The organism is Caballeronia sp. GAWG1-5s-s, from assembly GCF_023631445.1.
Taxonomy (GTDB): domain Bacteria; phylum Pseudomonadota; class Gammaproteobacteria; order Burkholderiales; family Burkholderiaceae; genus Caballeronia.
In genome coordinates, this window is record NZ_JALQDC010000004.1 from 1 (window position 1) to 17,099 (window position 17,099).

Here is a 17,099-nt window from a genome sequence, read left to right on the forward strand (position 1 = left end):
AAAGTATTTATGACCCGCCGGCTGTTGACTGGCGCGTATTTTACGTTTCACGGGGCGATGTTTAAGACGGTGAGTTAGCAAGGGGGCCCGATGTTATTTAGTTTTTTGGTCTTGGCGGGGCGCGCCGCGCACGCGCGAGCCGCCGACGCGCTGCGCCTGCGCAGGCTGGCGCGCGCGAACCGCCCGCCGCGGCCGCATGCCTCCTCGCCGCGACCGGACGATGCCAGCGCGTGGACAGGCTGGTTCGATGGTTCCGCGCTGCCGAATCCGGGGCGCATCGGCATCGGCGCGGTGCTCAAGAGTCCCGAGGGCAGCACGTTGCAAATCAGCGCGACGGCGGGGCAAGGGGACAGCAGCGTGGCCGAATATCTCGCGCTGACTGCGCTTCTCGAAGCGGCGCAGCGCGAAGGCGTCGCCAATCTGACGATCTATGGCGACAGCCGAGTGGTCATCGACGACGTTCAGGCCGGCGAACCGGAGGGCATCCGCTCGCTCGCGGATCACGCGGCGCGCGTGCGGACGCTCATCGCGCAAATCGGCGAAGTTCGCCTGCAATGGATTCCGCGCGCCCGCAACGCGCACGCGGACCGGCTGTCGCGCGAGGCGCTCGCCGTCGCCGATGCGCCCGCGTGCGCGGTATCGGCGGCCTGACGGTCAGCCGAGTTCGCGGATATCGGCGGTCGGCGTGCTGCCGAAGGCATCGCTCAGCAGGAAGTCGACGAGCTTGCTTGCCGACTGCTCGGCCGTCGCGAGCTGGCCCTCGCGCTTGAGCGTGTCGAAGCGCTCCCGCAGCGGGAAACGCTCGAGCGCGGTGCAGCGAATCTCGGCTTGCATGTCCGTATCGACGACGCCCGGCGCGACGCTGCAAATGCGCAGCCCGCCATTGTCGTCCAGCGCGACCGCCCGCGCGTGATGGTCGAGCGCGGCCTTCGTCGCGCAGTAGATGCTCCAGCCCGGATACGCGTTGCGCGCCGCGCCGCTCGAAATATGGGCGACGCGGCGGTCCGCCGCGTGCGCGCTCGCGGCGGCGAAGGCAGCGGCAAGCATCAGCGGAGCCGCGACGTTCACGCTGACTGCGCGCGCGACCGCGTCCGCATCCTGATCCGCGAGCGGACCGACGGGCGCGAGCATGCCCGCATTGTTGACGAGCAGCACGCGATCGGCGCGAGCCAGAAAGCGCCCGAGCGCGCCGTCCGCGAGCCAGGCGCCGAGCGCGGACAGATCGGCGAGATCCAGCTCGGCTTCGTGCAGCCGGCCGGGATAACGCGCCGCCAGCGCTGGATTGCGTTTGCGCGAGATCGCGAGAATCTCGGCGTCGCGCGAGAGCAGGGCGTCGGCGAGCGCCGCGCCGAGGCCGCGCGTGTGGCCGGTAACGATCGCGAGAGTGGTCTGTGGCATGAAAAGATCCGGTGGCATGAAAGGAGTCGATGTCTTCCGATTCTAGCGGCGCTCGCCTCAATAGCGCCGAAATGCCGAATTGGGAAGGGGCTCGCGCTCATCCGTTGGTAATGGGTCACACCCGTGCGCCGGGCGCTTTTTTACCTGACAAGATGCGCTGCAGAATCGACAATCGTCAGCCGCGAAACGATCTGGAGTTTTTCTATGCCCATCCGTCCAACCGCGCGCAACGCCGCGCCGTCCGTCAGCCGTGCCCGGCGCACAGCATCTCCCGCAGCCGCCCGGCCGAACTTCGCGGCGGCGCTCGCGGCATGCATCGGATTCATCGGCGTGCCGGGCGCGGCATGGGCGCAAAGCTCCGTGCAACTCTACGGCGAACTGGATGCCGGCCTCGCGTATGTCAGCAATGTCGGCGGGCATTCGCAATACCGGCTGACGACCGGCACCATCGACGGCAGCTATTGGGGGCTGCAAGGCAGCGAAGATCTGGGCGGCGGCGCGCGGGCGATCTTCCGGCTCGAACGCGGCTACGCGGTATCGACGGGGCAGGGGCTCAACGATCACCCGATGTACGTCGGCCTCGGCACCGACGCGCTCGGCACCCTCACGTTCGGCCATCAGTACGACTCCATCCACGACTATTTCGCGCCCTTCACGCTGACGGGCGGCACGGGCGGCACGGCCTTCGCGCATGTGCTCGACAACGACAACGCGAACAACTCGTTCCTCGCGGCCAACGCCGTCAAATACACGAGCGCGACGTACGGCGGCTTCAGCTTCGGCGGCCTGTACGCGTTTTCGAACGCGGCGGGCGGGTTCGCCAATAACCGCGCGTACAGCGTCGGCGCGAATTACACGCTCGATTCGTTCAGCGCCGGGGCGGCCTATCTGCACAACGACGGACGCGGCAACACGACCGGCGGCGCGTACGACGCGCTCGCGCTGCCCGGCAACGCGCCGGGCGCCGTCGTCGCGGCGAACGTGCAGCGGCAGAATACCTTCGGCGTCGCGATGAGCTACGGCATCGGCGACTTCCAGCTTGCCGGCGCGTTCTCCCGCTCGATCAATTCCGGGGTGAACGACGCGGATACCGGCGCCGCGCTGCCCTCGCTCGCGCTCAATAACTACGAGATCAACGGCATCTACAAGCTGACGCCCGCGATCCTGCTCGCCGGCATGTACGTGTACACGAACGGCGGCGGCGCGCACTGGCACGAAGGCGCGTTGCAGGTGGACTATCTGTTGGGCAAGCGCACGGACGTGTATGTCGAGTCCATCTATCAGCGCGCGTCGTCGGATGCGCCCGCCGTCATCAACACGAACGACCCGTCGAGCGGCCGCAATCAGTTGATGTTCACGACAGGCATTCGCCACCGCTTCTGAATCTGGTAATTTGGCGGGATCGGTTGCTCGCCTCGAAGGGTGTCTCATGTCGATTCAGACGTTCTCGCTGTTCGTGCCCGCGTGTTTCGCCATCAACATGGCGTTCGGCCCGAACAACATGCTTTCGCTTTCTAACGGCGCGCGTCGGGGCGTGCGCGTGTCGGTGCTCGCGTCGTTCGGACGGCTCGCCGCGTTCGCCGTCATGATCGCGATTGCCGGCCTGGGACTGGGCGCGTTGCTGCTCGCGTCCGAGACGCTTTTCACGGCGATCAAGCTCGTGGGCGCGGCTTACCTCGTGTGGATCGGCATCAAGCTGATCCGCTCGGGACCGCAAACCGTCACGGGCGCGGAGGGCGCGGGCGTTGCCGGACTCGCGCGGCTGACGAAGCAGGAGTTTCTCGTCGCCGCCGGCAATCCGAAAGCGATTCTGGTCTTCACCGCCTTCTTTCCGCAATTCGTCGACCGCGGCGCGTATGCGACGAGCTTTGCGATTCTCGGCGCGATATTCCTGTTGTTCGAGCTTGTCGCGATCGTCATTTACGCAGCGCTCGGCGCGCGACTCGGTTCGCTTTCGCGCGGCGCTCGCGGTTTCAGGTGGTTCAATCGCGTGAGCGGCGCGCTGATGATCGGCTTCGGCGTGATGCTCGCGCTGGTGCGCCGTCCGGCGGCCTGACAAACGCGCCTCGTCCGCGCACCGGGACGTTTGTCATTTTTCTTTTCGCGATTTTCTCCAATCGCGCGTTTGAACGCTCGGCGACTTGATTCGGAATAAGTCGTTGCGGCTTATGCACGCCTTCTCAAGCAGCGATAAGCGATAATCACGTGCTTTTACTCAGTCGTCGTCCGTTTTAGGACGAGTTCGTTTCAATCTTTACGCATTCTCGAAGGCGTCGTACCGCTTCTGTGGTTGAAGGAATTTCCCATGAATAATCAATCGCCCGCCGCGTCGCAGACGCGCGCGTTTGCGACCGTCTTTCTGATCGAAATGTGGGAGCGTTTCGGTTATTACGGCATGGCCGCGCTACTCGTGCTGTTCATGATCGATAAAGTCGGTTTCGCCGACGATTACGCCAATCTCACATGGGGCGCATTTTCGGCGCTCGTGTTCTCGGCGCCGTCGATTGGCGGCTGGATCGGCGACAAGGTGCTCGGCGCCCGCCGCACGATGACCTTCGGCGCGATCGTGCTGTCGCTCGGTTACCTCATGCTCGCGCTGCCCTACGACGCGCTCGGCTTCATGTATGCGTCGCTCGGCGTGATCGTGGTGGGCAACGGGCTATTCAAGTCAAACGCGGCGAATCTCGTGCGCCGCATCTACGAAGGCGATGAAGCGCGCATCGACAGTGCCTTCACGATTTACTACATGGCGGTGAATATCGGGTCGACGTTCTCGATGCTCGCGACGCCGTGGATCAAGGACCACTGGGGCTGGCACGCGGCGTTCGCCGTCTGCTGCGGCGGCATGGTGCTCGGTCTCGTGAATTTCGTGCTGATCCGCCGCACGCTTGCCCATGTGGGCTCCGCACCGGACGATCAGCCGATGCGCTGGGGCCGCTTTGTCCCGGTCGCGGCCGGCAGTGTCGTGCTCGCGGCGGCGACGGTGTTCATCCTCCAGCATCAGACGGTGGCGAGGGTTTGCGTCTGGGCCGCCGCACTCGGCATTCTCGCGATCTTCGGCTATATGCTCGTGCGCTGCGATCGCAGCGAGCGGGCCGGCCTTTGGGCGGCGCTGATTCTGACGCTGCAAGTCATCTTGTTTTTCGTCTTCTATCAGCAGATGTCGACGTCGCTCACGCTGTTCGCGCTGCGCAATGTCGATCCTGCCTTCTCGGTTGCCGGCGTGCGTCTTTTCACGTGGAGCGCGGCGCAGTTCCAGGCGCTGAACCCGATCTGGATCATGATTCTGAGTCCGCTGCTCGCCGTCGCTTATGCCGGCCTCGCGCGGCGCGGCCGAGACGTGTCGGTGGCCGCGAAATATGCGTTCGGCTTCGTGGTGGTCGCGGTGGGCTTTTTCGTGTTCGGCCTGAGTGGACGCTACGCGGTGGAGGGCCGTGTGTCGTCGTGGTTCATGGTGGCGGGCTACGGCCTCTATTCGCTGGGTGAATTGCTGGTGTCCGGACTCGGCCTCGCGATGATCGCGCGCTACGTGCCGGCCCGCATGAGCGGCTTCATGATGGGCTCGTATTTCGTGGCGACAGGCGTGTCGCAGTATCTCGGCACCGTCGTGGCGAACGTCGCGCGCATGCCGCCGGGCCATCTCGATCCGCTTCAGTCCTTGCCTTTGTACACGCATCTTTTCGTGTCGCTCGGCTGGCTGGCGACGGGCGGGGCGGCGATCGCGCTCGTGTTGTTGCCGCTGCTCCGCAGACTGTCGCGGGCGCATCATCGCGCAGCGGGCGCGGGCGCGGGCGCGGGCGCGGTGCGAGCGCCGATGGCGAGCGCATGGCGCCGGTTTCTGCGTCTTGAGCGAAACACCGTTTGACGACGCGAAGCGATTCGGTCTATAATCTAATTCTTCAGACGCGGGGTGGAGCAGTCTGGCAGCTCGTCGGGCTCATAACCCGAAGGTCGTAGGTTCAAATCCTACCCCCGCAACCAGAATTCAAAATCGCGTTTCCGGCGGCCGGTGTATCAGGCCGCTTGGAGACGTTGTCTCAGTGGCGTAAGCGCCAATCTAGTATTTCTTCCTCGACGCATCGGAACGACGCAGTTGCGTTGCTTGTCGTCCGTCCATCGTCAAACTCTCTGTGCTCCTGTTCCGTCGCTAGGCGAGTGCGTTCGTCGTCGGCTCGACTTACTTGGTTCGCCTGAAGCCCTCGCTCAGCGCGGACCACCCCATACACGAAAAGCCTGCATGAGCATCAACTCATGCAGGCTTTTTGCGAATCCTTCGGCCGTCGTCCGACCGGGCGCACGCGCGAGACGTGCTATCAGCGAGCTTTCGCGTCCGGGGTTTTCACCGCCGCCTCCGCGAAACCGCGACCCGTTCGAATTCAGACCACCGACCCACCACGCAATGCGAAAGACGAGGGCGTCACACCCACCGTCGATGGCTTCGCGCAGCGATCAATAAAACTTCTTCGGCAGTTGCGCGCGGCGGATCTGCTTGCGAAGACGAGCGACAGCAGCAGCTTTCTTGCGCTTGCGCTCAGTCGTCGGCTTTTCGTATGCCATGCGCGACTTGAGTTCTTGAATCAGGCCCGTGCGTTCGACGGTACGACGAAAACGTCGCATGGCGACGTCGAAAGGCTCATTCTCTTTCAACAGTACTTTAGTCATTGAAATCTCGGTTGATCTGGCCCTGCCAGAATTTGGGGCAAAGCGCAATTGTACACTTTCTGAGAGGCGCGCTGCATCCTCTTTACACGAGAATCTGCGCGGCGCGGCTCGGGATTCACATCGTAGGTCGTTGAATCAAGACGACAAATCCTGAATAACCCGCCCTCGTGTCGGCTTAGAAGCCGCGAGAACGGCGCGGACGGTCTTCCGGCTCGCGCGGTCCCGCGTCCGGCTGATGAATGGTCACGTCCGAACGCGCGAGCGCCACGCACGGCAGAATCCAGCCGTCCGCCTTCTCCTCCGCCGTGAGCCCCGGCCACTCGATGCGATAGTCCACGTCGCCCGCTTCCAGCTTGCACATGCATGTCCGACACGTCCCGTTGCGGCACGAGCGGGGCAGCGACAGCCCCGCGCGCCATGCCGCGTCGAGCAGCGTTTCGCCCGGCTGCACTTCGACGACATCGCCGCGCGGCGCGACGGTCATCGCGAAGACGCGCGGCTCGCTCACGTGCGCACCTCGACGTTCGCGCGTCCGTGCGTGAGATCGCGCAGTTCTGCGGCCGCCGATTCGCGCGCGGCGGCGGCCATTCGCACGACGAGCCGCACCGTCATCCCATAGGCGCTGTCGACCAGCTCGGCTTCGTGCTGCTCGATCCAGCGGCGCACACGCGCTTCGTCGGCGTAGTCGATCCCGATGGCGAGCAGGCCGCGCTCGATGCGTTCGATGCGCTCCGCCGACTGCATCGCGGTGGCGATGGCGTCGGTGTACGCGCGCACGAGTCCGCCCGCGCCCAGCTTGATGCCGCCGTAGTAGCGCACGACCGCCGCCAGCACGCCGTCCACTTCGTGATGCCGCAGGACTTCGAGAATCGGGCGGCCCGCAGTGCCGGAGGGCTCGCCGTCGTCGGACATGCCCGACTGGCCGCCCGCCAGCAGCGCCCAGCACACGTGCGTGGCCGTCGGATGCTCGGCGCGCAGGCGGTCGAGTTGCTGCATGGCGGCGTCGCGGTCGGACACCGGAATGGCGAGCGCGATGAAGCGGCTCTTGCGCACGTCGATTTCGGCGCTGACGGGAGAGGCGAGCGTATAGGTGGGCAAGGCGGGCAGCGTCTACTAAAACGGAGTGGATTCAGGCCGAGGCGCGAAGCGGGCGCTGCATGAGCACGGTATCGACCCATCGGTCGAACTTGAAGCCGACGTCGCGCAACACGCCGACATGCTCGAACCCGAGCCGCGCATGCAGCGCGATCGACCCGGCGTTGCCGCTGTTGCCGATCACCGCGATCATTTGCCGCCACGGACCGCGCTCGCATCGCTCGACGAGCGCCGAAAGCAACGCGAGCCCGATGCCGCGTCCGCCGAGGCCGTCGGCGACATAGACGGAATCTTCGATCGTATGCCGGTACGCCGAGCGCGCGCGATACGTCGAGGCATACGCGTAACCCGCGACCTCGCCGTCGAGTTCCGCGACGAGATAGGGCAGGCCCGCCGCGACCGCCGCCGCGTGACGCGCGCGCATTTCGTCGGCCGTCGGCGGCGCCTCCTCGAACGTCGCCAGCGCGTGGAGCACATAGTGCGCATAGATGCGCGCGATGGCGTCGAAGTCGCTGGACGCGGCGTCGCGAATGATGGGCGCTGGCGCGCGATTCGATGTCATGGCGGTTTCTCGGGTGGCGGTCGGAGCAGCCCGCACCGGCGGGCTGCGCAGCCGGGATTTTCGCACGCCGCGCTGTGACCGGAAAATCGCTTGCGGCCGTGCGCCAGCCCACTCAATGCGCGACTTTCTGGCTAAATAAGCGTTGAGTCGCGCGCTGGCCGCCCTCTACACTAAGGCGCCTGTCGACCGAGCCGGCGCATGCGCCTCGTGCGGCGTCCCGTTCCCCGCTTCGAGCGCAGCCGTCGCAACGCAGGCACGTCAGCGCGATCAGCCCATGCGGCGCGGCAACGCGCCCGAGCGTCCTTGCCTTGCGGCGCACGACCACAATACGAATGAACAAACTTCAACGCGGGGCGCTGGCGGCGCTCCTGATCGTCGTCGTGATGATCGCGGCGCTCGCGCCGGCGGTGATCGCCTTGACGCTCGCCGTGCGCAGCGAACGGCAGGCGCGCGTCGAGCGGCTCGGCAAGCTCGCCGATGCCACGCTCCTTCGCGCGGAAGACTTGACGCGGCGTCTGTCGGGCGCGCTGGGCGACATCGGCAACGTGAGCGACGCGCCGTGCTCCACCAGCTATCTTCGGGCGCTGCGGCACATTGCGCTCACGGGGGCGCCGCTGCGCGATGCGGGCGCCTACGACCGCGACGGCCGGTGGCAATGCTCGTCGTCGCTGGGCGCGGTGTCGGCGGGCGCGTCGGACAGTCTCGCATTGCCGCCGCCCGACTGGCGTTCTCGCGATGGCGTGAGCGCGTGGTACGGCATGGCGCGCCTGCCCGGAGGCAAGGATTCGCTCGTGATGGGGCGCGGCGGCGTCTACATTGCCGCCGATCCTTCTCTCTACGTCGACGGCATCGACGCGAACATAGGGCGCTCGGGCGATGTCGCCGTCATCAATACCGAGGCGCGACGCGTGATCGCCGGCACGCCCGCCACCGATGCGTCCGCGGTCCTCGCCGTTTATCGCAGCTCGCCGTCGCTGCTGGATTGCGCGTCGGTGGCCGTGCGCCGCTCGGCGACGATGCCGCTCGCGGTCGTCGTCAGCACGCCGCGCGAGACGTGGCGCACGCGCGCGCTCTCGCTGCCGTGGGAGTGGCTGCTCGCCGGGATCGCGACGGGCGTGCTGTGCGCGGGCTGGGCGGCCTATGTCATCGTGCGCAGGCTCTCGCCGCGCGGTCAGTTGCGCGACGCCGTGCGCCGCCACCAGTTCATCGTCGCTTATCAGCCGATCGTCGATCTCGCGACGCGCCAATGCGTCGGCGCGGAAGCGCTGGTGCGCTGGAAGCATCACGACCGCATCGTGCGGCCGGACCATTTCATCCCGCTCGCCGAGCATCGCGGGCTCATTCAGGCGATCACCGATCAAGTGCTCGACACCGTTCTGCTGGAACTGGGCGACTTTCTCAGGCGCTACGCCGACTATTACATCTCCGTGAACGTGTCCGCGCCGGACCTGACGACGCATCGTTTTCTCGGCGTGATCGGTCCCGCGCTCGCGCGGCAAGGCATCCGGCCACAGCAGATCCGCATCGAGGCCACGGAGCGCGGCTTTCTGGATGCCGACGCGGCGAAGGAGGTCATCAGCGCGTTCCGCGAGGCGGGCCACGCCGTCTATCTGGACGACTTCGGCACCGGTTACTCCAGCCTGTCGCACTTGCAGACGTTTCGTGTGGACGGCCTGAAGATCGACAAGTCGTTCGTCGATACGGTCGGGCAGGACGCGGCGTCGAGCAGCGTCGCTTCGCATATCATCGAGATGGCCGCGACGCTCGGCGTGCAGGTGATCGCCGAAGGCATCGAGCGCGAAGAGCAGGCGGCCTATCTGCATGCACGCGGCGCGCAGTTCGGGCAAGGCTGGCTCTTTTCGCCGCCGCTCACGGCCGCCGAGTTCATTCGCTATGCGGGCGCGACACGCGCACGCTAAGCCCCAACCGGACGCCTTCATGGACGATCAAACCGCCGTTTCCTTTCTCCGCGATGTTCGACATCCGCTGCTCGCGCTGCATCGCGCGGTGCTCGCGCATCTGCGCCACGCGCACGAGGCCGAGTTCGGGCCGGTGTCGCCCGGCGAATTCCTGCAGATCGTGATCAACGGCAGCGCGTATCGCTGGCTTTCGCCGCTGTCGACGCTGATCGCCGCCCTAGACGACGTGCTTGACGACGACGAAGCCACGCCGGATGCGCGCGTCGGGCACGCAAAGGCGGTCATCGGCATGTTCCGCGCCGAAACGCGCGATCCCGCCTTCGCCGAACGCTTTCTGCCGCTTCTGCAAGAATCCCCGGACATTGCGGTCGCCAACGGCCATGTCGTGCAGGTCGTGCGGGGCGTGTCGGCGGGCTGACGGCGCCGCGTCCTCCGCTATCGAAAAAGCGACGCAAAAGCACGAATTCCGCACGACGCGCCCATGCGGGTTTTCACGGCTGTCGCGCGTCGCCGACGTTGCAGCGCGGGCGCATGAACCGCGCGCCGCGCCCGCGTACCGGATGCTGCATCGCAGCAAGCCGACGCCGCTTCTTTGAGCGATTATTTTTCGCTTGCGACTATCCGCGCCAATCCGGGAGGCGCGCATCGGCAGGACGCCCGCCTCCGTTAGACGAAACAGGAGGCGCTCATGTCGCTGTACGGCTTCGGCCCGCTGCTCTGGGCGGGCGCAAAGGAAACGCTCGCGCTCGCGCTGCTTTCGCTCGCGGTGTCGGTGTTGCTCGGACTGGTCGGCGCGTCGGCGAAGCTCTCGCGGCACGGACTCTTGCGCGGCATCGCGACCGCGTACACGACGCTGATCCGCTCCGTGCCCGATCTCGTGCTGATGCTGCTGCTCTTCTACAGCATCCAGATCGCGATCAATCACGTCACCGATGCGTTCGGCTGGGATCAGTTCGATATCGATCCGTTCACGGCGGGCGTGCTCACGCTCGGCTTCATCTACGGTGCGTATTTCACCGAGACGTTTCGCGGCGCGTTTCTCGCGGTGCCGCGTGGCCAGCTCGAAGCAGGCAGCGCGTACGGCATGAGCGGCATGCGCGTGTTCGGCCGCATCCTGTTTCCGCAGATGATGCGCTTCGCGCTGCCCGGTATCGGCAACAACTGGCAAGTGCTCGTGAAGGCGACGGCGCTCGTGTCGATCATCGGCCTCGCGGATGTGGTGAAGGCCGCGCAGGACGCGGGCAAGAGCACGTTCAACATGTTCTTCTTCATTCTGATCGCCGCGCTCATCTATCTCGCGATCACCACGGCGTCGAACTTCGTGCTGATGGCGCTGGAACAACGCTATTCGACGGGCGTGCGCCACGCCGATCTTTGAGGACAGAGACCATGATGTCGATCTTCGCCGAATACTGGCGTCCGTTTCTGTATTCCGACGGCATGCGCGCCTCGGGCCTCGTCGTGACGCTGTGGCTGCTCGCGGCGTCCATTGCCATCGGCTTTTGCGCGGCCGTGCCGCTCGCGTGCGCGCGGGTCTCGAAGCGCCGCTGGCTCTCGACGCCCGTGCGCCTCTACACGTACGTGTTTCGCGGCACGCCACTGTACGTGCAACTGCTGCTGCTCTACACGGGCATGTACAGCCTGGAATTCGTGCGCACGCATTCCTTGCTCGAAGCATTCTTTCGCAGCGGCTTCAACTGCGCGGTGCTCGCCTTCGCGCTGAACACGTGCGCCTACACGACCGAGATCTTCGCCGGCGCGATCCGCGCGATTCCGCACGGCGAAGTGGAAGCCGCGCGCGCCTACGGCATGGGCACGTTCACGATGTATCGCCGCGTGATCCTGCCGTCCGCGCTGCGCCGCGCCTTGCCTTTGTACAGCAACGAAGTGATCCTGATGCTGCACGCGACCACCGTCGCGTTCACGGCGACGGTGCCGGACATCCTGAAGGTCGCGCGCGATGCAAATTCGGCCACGTATGAATCGTTCGGTTCGTTCGGCATCGCGGCGCTTCTGTATCTGGCGATTTCGTTCGCGCTCGTCGCGGCGTTTCGACGCGCGGAGCGCCGCTGGCTCGCGTACCTGAGCCCGTCGCGCGCCTGACGAGCGGTAAAATTCCAAGCCGTGCGGAGAATCATGTCATCACCCGAGGAGATTGCGTTGGAGCCGAAAGCCAAAGACGTCGCGACGAAGCTCGTCGCCGAGGACATCCACAAACGCTACGGCGACAACGAAGTGTTGAAGGGCGTGTCGCTCGCGGCGCGCGCGGGCGATGTCATCAGCATCATCGGCGCGAGCGGCTCGGGCAAGAGCACGTTCCTGCGCTGCATCAACTTTCTGGAGAAGCCGAACGCGGGGCAGATCGTCGTGGATGGCGAAGCCGTGCGCACGAAGACCGACCGCAACGGCAATCTCGAAGTCGCCGATCACAAGCAACTCCAGCGCGTGCGCACGAAGCTCGCGATGGTCTTCCAGCACTTCAATCTCTGGTCGCACATGACGGCCATCGAGAACGTGATGGAAGCGCCCATTCACGTGCTCGGCATCTCGAAGAAGGAAGCCGAGGACCGCGCCCGCGAGTATCTGGAAAAGGTCGGCCTGCCGCCGCGCGTGGAAAAGCAGTATCCGTCGCATCTGTCGGGCGGGCAGCAGCAGCGCGTCGCCATTGCACGCGCGCTCGCCATGCATCCGGACGTGATGCTCTTCGACGAACCCACGTCCGCGCTCGACCCCGAACTCGTGGGCGAAGTGCTCAAGGTCATGCAGCGGCTTGCCGAAGAAGGCCGCACGATGATCGTCGTGACGCATGAGATGGGCTTCGCGCGCAACGTGTCGAATCACGTCATGTTCCTGCATCAGGGACGCACGGAAGAAGAAGGCGCGCCGTCCGAGGTGTTGAGCGCGCCGAAGAGCGAGCGCCTGAAGCAGTTCCTGTCGGGCAGTCTCAAGTAACGTGGCGAGCGCTTCGGGCCCGGCGCGCGGGCCGCTGCAAGTGGCGATCGTGGCGCTGCCGCCGGTATCGATGAGCGGCATCGCGCCGATCATCGACAGTCTCGCGCTCGCCAACGAAATCGACGGGCATCGTCTCTACGACTGGCGCGTTTGTTCGTGGGACGGCCGTCCGGTGCCGCTTTCGGGCGGCGCGCAGCTTCCCGCCGACTGCGCCTTCAACGACGCCGTTCATTGCGACTGGCTGATCGTCGTCTCCGAACGCTATCAGCAGTTCGCCGACTACCGGCTCTTTCTCGCGAGCCTTGCGCGCGTCGCGCCGCGCACGCCGCTCGTTTCCGGCATTCATCACGGCGTCTGGTGGCTCGCGATGGCCGGGCAACTCGCGCAGTATCGCGTGGCCGTGAACTGGGAGACGTACCAGCAGTTCACCGAGCAGTTCGAGCGCGCCATTGTTTCGCAGCAGATCTTCGAAATCGACCGCGACCGCGCGACATGCGCCGGCGGTCAGGCGAGCATCGACTTCATGCTCGCGATGATCGCCCGCGATCACGGTCAGGATCTGGCGGAGCGCATCGCGGATTCGCTCGGCGTCGGCGCGTTGCGCGCGGGCACCGAGCGGCAGCGCATACCGTTCGTCACCGCGCCCGGCGAGCGGCATCCGCGCCTGAACGACGCGCTGCAACTCATGGAAGCGAATATCGAAGACCCGCTGTCCACCGACGACATCGCGAATCTCGTCGGCATCTCGCGCAGACAGCTGGAGCGGCTCTTCCGTCAGTATCTCGGCGCGATGCCCTCGAAGTATTACCTCAATCTGCGCCTGACGAAGGCGCGCACGCAATTGCAGCGCACGAGCAAGTCCGTGGTGCAGATCAGCCTCGCGTGCGGTTTTTCATCGGCGGCGCATTTTTCAAATGCGTATCGCGACCGCTTCGGCGTGACGCCGCGAGAGGAGCGGCGCAACTGGATCGAAAAGCAGCGCGGCGCGCTCGACGAACCGCGCGGCGGGGCGTTGATCGAGCCGCCCGAGTCTCATTGAATCGACGCTTGAGCCTAGCGTGAAAGCGCATGAAAGCATGTCGCGAACGCGCAAGACGGAACGCACGCAAGCGCCTAATATCGAAAGCATTGCAATACGACTGCAGCAAGAACCCGTAGAGGAGTGGCACATGACCGACATCAATGTGAATCGCGGTACGTTCGACGAAGTAATGGTTCCGGTGTTTTCGCCCGCCAATTTCGTGCCGGACAGAGGCCGCGGCTCGCGCGTATGGGACACCGAAGGCCGCGATTACATCGACTTCGCCGGCGGCATCGCGGTGACGGCGCTGGGCCACGCCCATCCCGAACTGCTCAAGGTGCTGCACGAGCAGGGCGAGAAGCTCTGGCATATCGGCAACGGCTACACGAATGCGCCGGTATTGCGTCTCGCGAAACGCCTGACGGACCTGACCTTCGCGGATCGTGCGTTCTTCGCGAACTCCGGCGCGGAGGCGAACGAAGCGGCGCTGAAGCTCGCGCGCCGTTATGCCATCGACAAGTTCGGTCCCGAGAAGATCGAGATCATCTCGTTCACGCAGTCGTTTCATGGCCGCACGTTCTTCACGGTCAGCGTCGGCGGCCAGCCGAAGTACGCGGAAGGCTTCGGTCCGCAGCCCCAGGGCATCCGCCATCTGCCGTACAACGATCTTGCACAGGCGCTCGAAGCCATCGGCGACAACACATGCGCGGTGATCGTCGAGCCGGTGCAGGGCGAAGGCGGCGTGCTGCCCGCCGATCCCGCGTTCCTGAAGGGCCTGCGCGAAGCCTGCGACAAGCACGGCGCTTTGTTGATTTTCGATGAAGTGCAGACGGGCGTCGGCCGCACGGGCACCTTCTACGCGTACATGCAATACGGCGTGACGCCCGACATCCTCACGACCGCGAAGGCGCTCGGCAACGGCTTTCCCATCGGCGCGATGCTGACTACCGATGAGATCGCGCAGCACTTCAAGGTCGGCGTTCACGGCACGACGTACGGCGGCAATCCGCTCGGCGCGTCCATCGCGGAGAAGGTCGTCGAACTGATCAGCGATCCGAAATTGCTCGAAGGCGTCGGCGCGCGCAGCGAAGCGATCAAGGCGCATCTTGCGCGTATCAACGAGCGGTTCGGCCTGTTCAAGGACATTCGCGGCCGCGGTCTTTTGATCGGCGCGGAACTCGCCGACGCCTACAAGGACCGCGCGAAGGACGTGCTCAATGCGGCGGCGGCCAACGGCGTCATCATGCTGATCGCCGGGCCGAACGTGCTGCGCTTCGCGCCGTCGCTCATCATGCCGATGGCCGACCTCGACGAAGGCTTCGCGCGCATCGAGCAGGCGATCGAGCAGGTCGTGGGCGCGACGGCCGTCGCGCGCTGATTCATCGTTGATCACCGCTTTACAGGAAACGGCGATGCTATTCGTTCGTCCGGCAAGACTCTCCGATCTCGACGAGCTCGAGCGCATGGCGCGTTCGGCCGCGCCCGTGCTGCACTCGTTGCCGCGCGACCGGCGCGCGCTGGAAACGCGCGTCGCGCTCTCCGAAGATTCGTTCCGCGCCGAAGTCGATTTTCCGGGCGAGGAGTTCTATCTCTTCGTGCTGGAAGACGCGCGCACGGGCAAGCTCTACGGCACGTCGAGCATCGTCGCGGCGGCGGGCTATTCCGAGCCGTTCTACACGTTTCGCAACGACGCGCTGATCCACGCATCGCGCGAACTCAAGGTGAACCGCAAGATTCACGCGCTCACCATGTCGCACGAACTGACGGGCAAGAGCCGGCTCACGGGCTTTTACATCGATCCGTCGCTGCGCACGCCCGAAGGCGAAGCGACCGCGCATCTGCTTTCGCGCGCCCGCATGATGTACATCGCGGCGAACCGCAAGCGCTTTTCGAGCGAAGTGTTCTCGCTGATGCTGGGCGTCACCGATGACGCGGGCGTGTCGCCGTTCTGGGAAGCCGTCGGCCGCAAGTTCTTCGGCCGCGACTTCGAGCAGGTGGAACTGGAATCGGGCGGACGCAGCCGCACGTTCATCGCGGAAGTCATGCCGACGTATCCGCTCTACGTGCCGCTTCTGCCCGGCGAGGCGCAGCGCGTCCTCGGCGAGCCGAACGCGAGCACGCTGCTCGCCTACGACATCCACCTCGAAGAAGGCTTCGAGCCGGATCGTTTCGTCGATATCTTCGACGCCGGCCCGGTGCTGACCCTCGCCGTGGACAAGAGCGCATCCGCGAGTTCCGGCGAACTGCGCGCGGTGCGCGAAGGCACGGACACGAAAGGCGCGGCGTATCTCGTCGCGGCAGGCGGGGCGCACGAATTCCGCTGCATCGTCGCGGAACTGACGGGCACGCGCTCGGACGGCGCGGCGTTGAGCGCCGATGCGTGCGGCGCGCTCGGCGTCGCGGAAAAAGACACGGTGCGCTGCGTGCCGCTGCATCAAGCCTCGGGAGAATTGCAATGATCGTCGTGCGCTGCGTGCAGCCGGGAGATGTCGACGCGCTCGTCGCGCTGGCGCTGGAAACGGGCCCGGGGCTCACCACGTTCAAGCCGGATCGCGCCGCGCTGGCGGCGCGCGTCGAACGGGCGCGGCGCACGCTCGCGGGCGAGGCCGAGCCGTTCGAAGCGGGCTACTTCTTCGTGATGGAAGACACTGCCACGGGCGACGTCGCGGGCGTGTGCGGCATCGAAACGGAAGTCGGGCTGGAGCAGCCGTTCTACAACTATCGCGTGTCGACGGTCGTGCATGCGAGCAAGGACATGGGCGTGTGGACGCGCATGTCGCTGCTCAACATCTCGCACGATCTCACGGGCTACTCGGAAGTCTGCTCGCTATTCCTGAGCCCGCGTTATCGCACGGCGGGCGTGGGCGGGTTGCTGTCGCGGTCGCGGTTCATGTTCATCGCGCAATTCCGGGAACGCTTTCCGCAGCGGCTGTGCGCGGAGTTGCGCGGCCATTTCGACGAGAACGGCGAATCGCCGTTCTGGAACGCGGTCGGCTCGCACTTCTATCAGATCGACTTCAACGAAGCCGATTACCTGAGCTCGCACGGCAAGAAGTCGTTCCTCGCGGAACTGATGCCGCGCTATCCGGTGTATCTGGACTTGCTGCCGGAGTCCGCGCAGCAGACGGTCGGCGTCACGCACCGCGACACCGCGCCCGCGCGCAAGATGCTCGAAGCCGAAGGCCTGCGTTACGAGAACCACGTCGATATTTTCGATGCCGGTCCGGTGCTCGAATGCCACATCGCAGACTTGCGCACGGTGCGCGAAAGCGTGCTCGCGACCGTGCGCATCGGCGAGCGCGACGACGCGCAGAGCGATGCGAAGAGCCTGGTGTCGAACACCTCGCTCGACGACTTCCGCTGCGGTGCAACCACCGGCGCGGTCGAAGACGGCACGTTCCTGCTGACCGCCGACGAAGCCGCGGCGTTGCGCGTGAAGAACGGCGACACCGTGCGCGTGCTGACATCGCAGCGTGCGAAATAACTGAGA

Annotated in this window: 18 protein-coding genes and 1 tRNA gene; 14 read left to right on the forward strand and 5 right to left on the reverse strand. The window is 65.5% G+C overall.

The window, feature by feature from the left end:
• Positions 1 to 90 precede the first annotated feature (90 nt).
• Positions 91 to 651, forward strand: a complete 561-nt coding sequence (locus NCR34_RS05800; protein WP_250499264.1) for a ribonuclease HI family protein — start codon at positions 91 to 93, stop codon at positions 649 to 651.
• A gap of 3 nt (positions 652 to 654) precedes the next feature.
• Here the strand turns inward: NCR34_RS05800 and NCR34_RS05805 are convergent, their stop codons facing one another.
• A complete protein-coding gene (locus NCR34_RS05805) occupies positions 655 to 1,398 on the reverse strand; it encodes an SDR family oxidoreductase (RefSeq protein WP_250499265.1) in 744 nt (247 codons plus the stop codon).
• Between the two features lie 204 nt (positions 1,399 to 1,602).
• Between NCR34_RS05805 and NCR34_RS05810 the strand changes: the two genes are divergently transcribed.
• The 4 genes from NCR34_RS05810 (at position 1,603) to NCR34_RS05825 (ending at position 5,379) form a co-directional block, all read left to right on the forward strand.
• Positions 1,603 to 2,781, forward strand: coding sequence for a porin (locus NCR34_RS05810; protein WP_250499266.1), 1,179 nt, complete (start codon positions 1,603 to 1,605; stop codon positions 2,779 to 2,781).
• Positions 2,782 to 2,827: 46 nt separating this feature from the next.
• The gene (locus NCR34_RS05815) at positions 2,828 to 3,454 is read left to right on the forward strand and encodes a LysE family translocator (RefSeq protein WP_250499267.1); all 627 of its coding nucleotides are present in this window, start codon (positions 2,828 to 2,830) and stop codon (positions 3,452 to 3,454) included.
• 249 nt (positions 3,455 to 3,703) lie between these two features.
• A complete protein-coding gene (locus NCR34_RS05820; RefSeq protein ID WP_250499268.1) occupies positions 3,704 to 5,263 on the forward strand; it encodes a peptide MFS transporter in 1,560 nt (519 codons plus the stop codon).
• Between the two features lie 39 nt (positions 5,264 to 5,302).
• A tRNA-Met gene (locus NCR34_RS05825) sits at positions 5,303 to 5,379 on the forward strand.
• Between the two features lie 468 nt (positions 5,380 to 5,847).
• Here the strand turns inward: NCR34_RS05825 and rpsU are convergent.
• From rpsU to NCR34_RS05845, 4 genes are all read right to left on the reverse strand, one after another.
• Complete coding sequence (rpsU, locus tag NCR34_RS05830; protein WP_006999077.1) at positions 5,848 to 6,060, reverse strand: 30S ribosomal protein S21; 213 nt, start codon at positions 6,058 to 6,060, stop codon at positions 5,848 to 5,850.
• Positions 6,061 to 6,235: 175 nt separating this feature from the next.
• Entirely contained in the window at positions 6,236 to 6,568 is a 333-nt protein-coding gene (locus tag NCR34_RS05835) for a 2Fe-2S iron-sulfur cluster-binding protein (RefSeq protein WP_502800051.1), read from the reverse strand.
• A complete protein-coding gene (locus NCR34_RS05840) occupies positions 6,565 to 7,158 on the reverse strand; it encodes an IMPACT family protein (protein WP_250499269.1) in 594 nt (197 codons plus the stop codon). The genes NCR34_RS05835 and NCR34_RS05840 overlap by 4 nt, the downstream gene beginning before the upstream one ends.
• Positions 7,159 to 7,189: 31 nt before the next feature.
• On the reverse strand, positions 7,190 to 7,717 hold the full coding sequence (locus NCR34_RS05845; RefSeq protein WP_250499270.1) for a GNAT family N-acetyltransferase: 528 nt from the start codon (positions 7,715 to 7,717) through the stop codon (positions 7,190 to 7,192).
• A 332-nt stretch (positions 7,718 to 8,049) separates the two neighbouring features.
• On the opposite strand from NCR34_RS05845, the gene NCR34_RS05850 reads away from it, so the two are divergent.
• The 9 genes from NCR34_RS05850 (at position 8,050) to astA (ending at position 17,093) form a co-directional block, all read left to right on the forward strand.
• Entirely contained in the window at positions 8,050 to 9,636 is a 1,587-nt protein-coding gene (locus tag NCR34_RS05850) for an EAL domain-containing protein (RefSeq protein WP_250499271.1), read from the forward strand.
• Positions 9,637 to 9,655: 19 nt separating this feature from the next.
• On the forward strand, positions 9,656 to 10,054 hold the full coding sequence (locus tag NCR34_RS05855; protein WP_250499272.1) for a hypothetical protein: 399 nt from the start codon (positions 9,656 to 9,658) through the stop codon (positions 10,052 to 10,054).
• A 270-nt stretch (positions 10,055 to 10,324) separates the two neighbouring features.
• Entirely contained in the window at positions 10,325 to 11,014 is a 690-nt protein-coding gene (locus NCR34_RS05860) for an ABC transporter permease (protein WP_175940037.1), read from the forward strand.
• A gap of 11 nt (positions 11,015 to 11,025) precedes the next feature.
• On the forward strand, positions 11,026 to 11,739 hold the full coding sequence (locus tag NCR34_RS05865; RefSeq protein WP_206467961.1) for an ABC transporter permease: 714 nt from the start codon (positions 11,026 to 11,028) through the stop codon (positions 11,737 to 11,739).
• Positions 11,740 to 11,772: 33 nt separating this feature from the next.
• Positions 11,773 to 12,588 carry an ABC transporter ATP-binding protein gene (locus tag NCR34_RS05870; protein WP_175940039.1) on the forward strand — a complete coding sequence of 272 codons (816 nt, stop codon included), beginning with the start codon at positions 11,773 to 11,775 and terminating at the stop codon, positions 12,586 to 12,588.
• A 70-nt stretch (positions 12,589 to 12,658) separates the two neighbouring features.
• On the forward strand, positions 12,659 to 13,627 hold the full coding sequence (locus tag NCR34_RS05875; protein WP_250499509.1) for a GlxA family transcriptional regulator: 969 nt from the start codon (positions 12,659 to 12,661) through the stop codon (positions 13,625 to 13,627).
• A 130-nt stretch (positions 13,628 to 13,757) separates the two neighbouring features.
• On the forward strand, positions 13,758 to 14,987 hold the full coding sequence (locus NCR34_RS05880) for an aspartate aminotransferase family protein (RefSeq protein WP_250499273.1): 1,230 nt from the start codon (positions 13,758 to 13,760) through the stop codon (positions 14,985 to 14,987).
• 34 nt (positions 14,988 to 15,021) lie between these two features.
• Positions 15,022 to 16,068, forward strand: coding sequence for an arginine/ornithine succinyltransferase subunit alpha (aruF, locus tag NCR34_RS05885; protein ID WP_250499274.1), 1,047 nt, complete (start codon positions 15,022 to 15,024; stop codon positions 16,066 to 16,068).
• A complete protein-coding gene (astA, locus tag NCR34_RS05890; RefSeq protein ID WP_250499275.1) occupies positions 16,065 to 17,093 on the forward strand; it encodes an arginine N-succinyltransferase in 1,029 nt (342 codons plus the stop codon). Before aruF ends, astA begins: the two co-directional genes overlap by 4 nt.
• Positions 17,094 to 17,099: the final 6 nt, after the last annotated feature.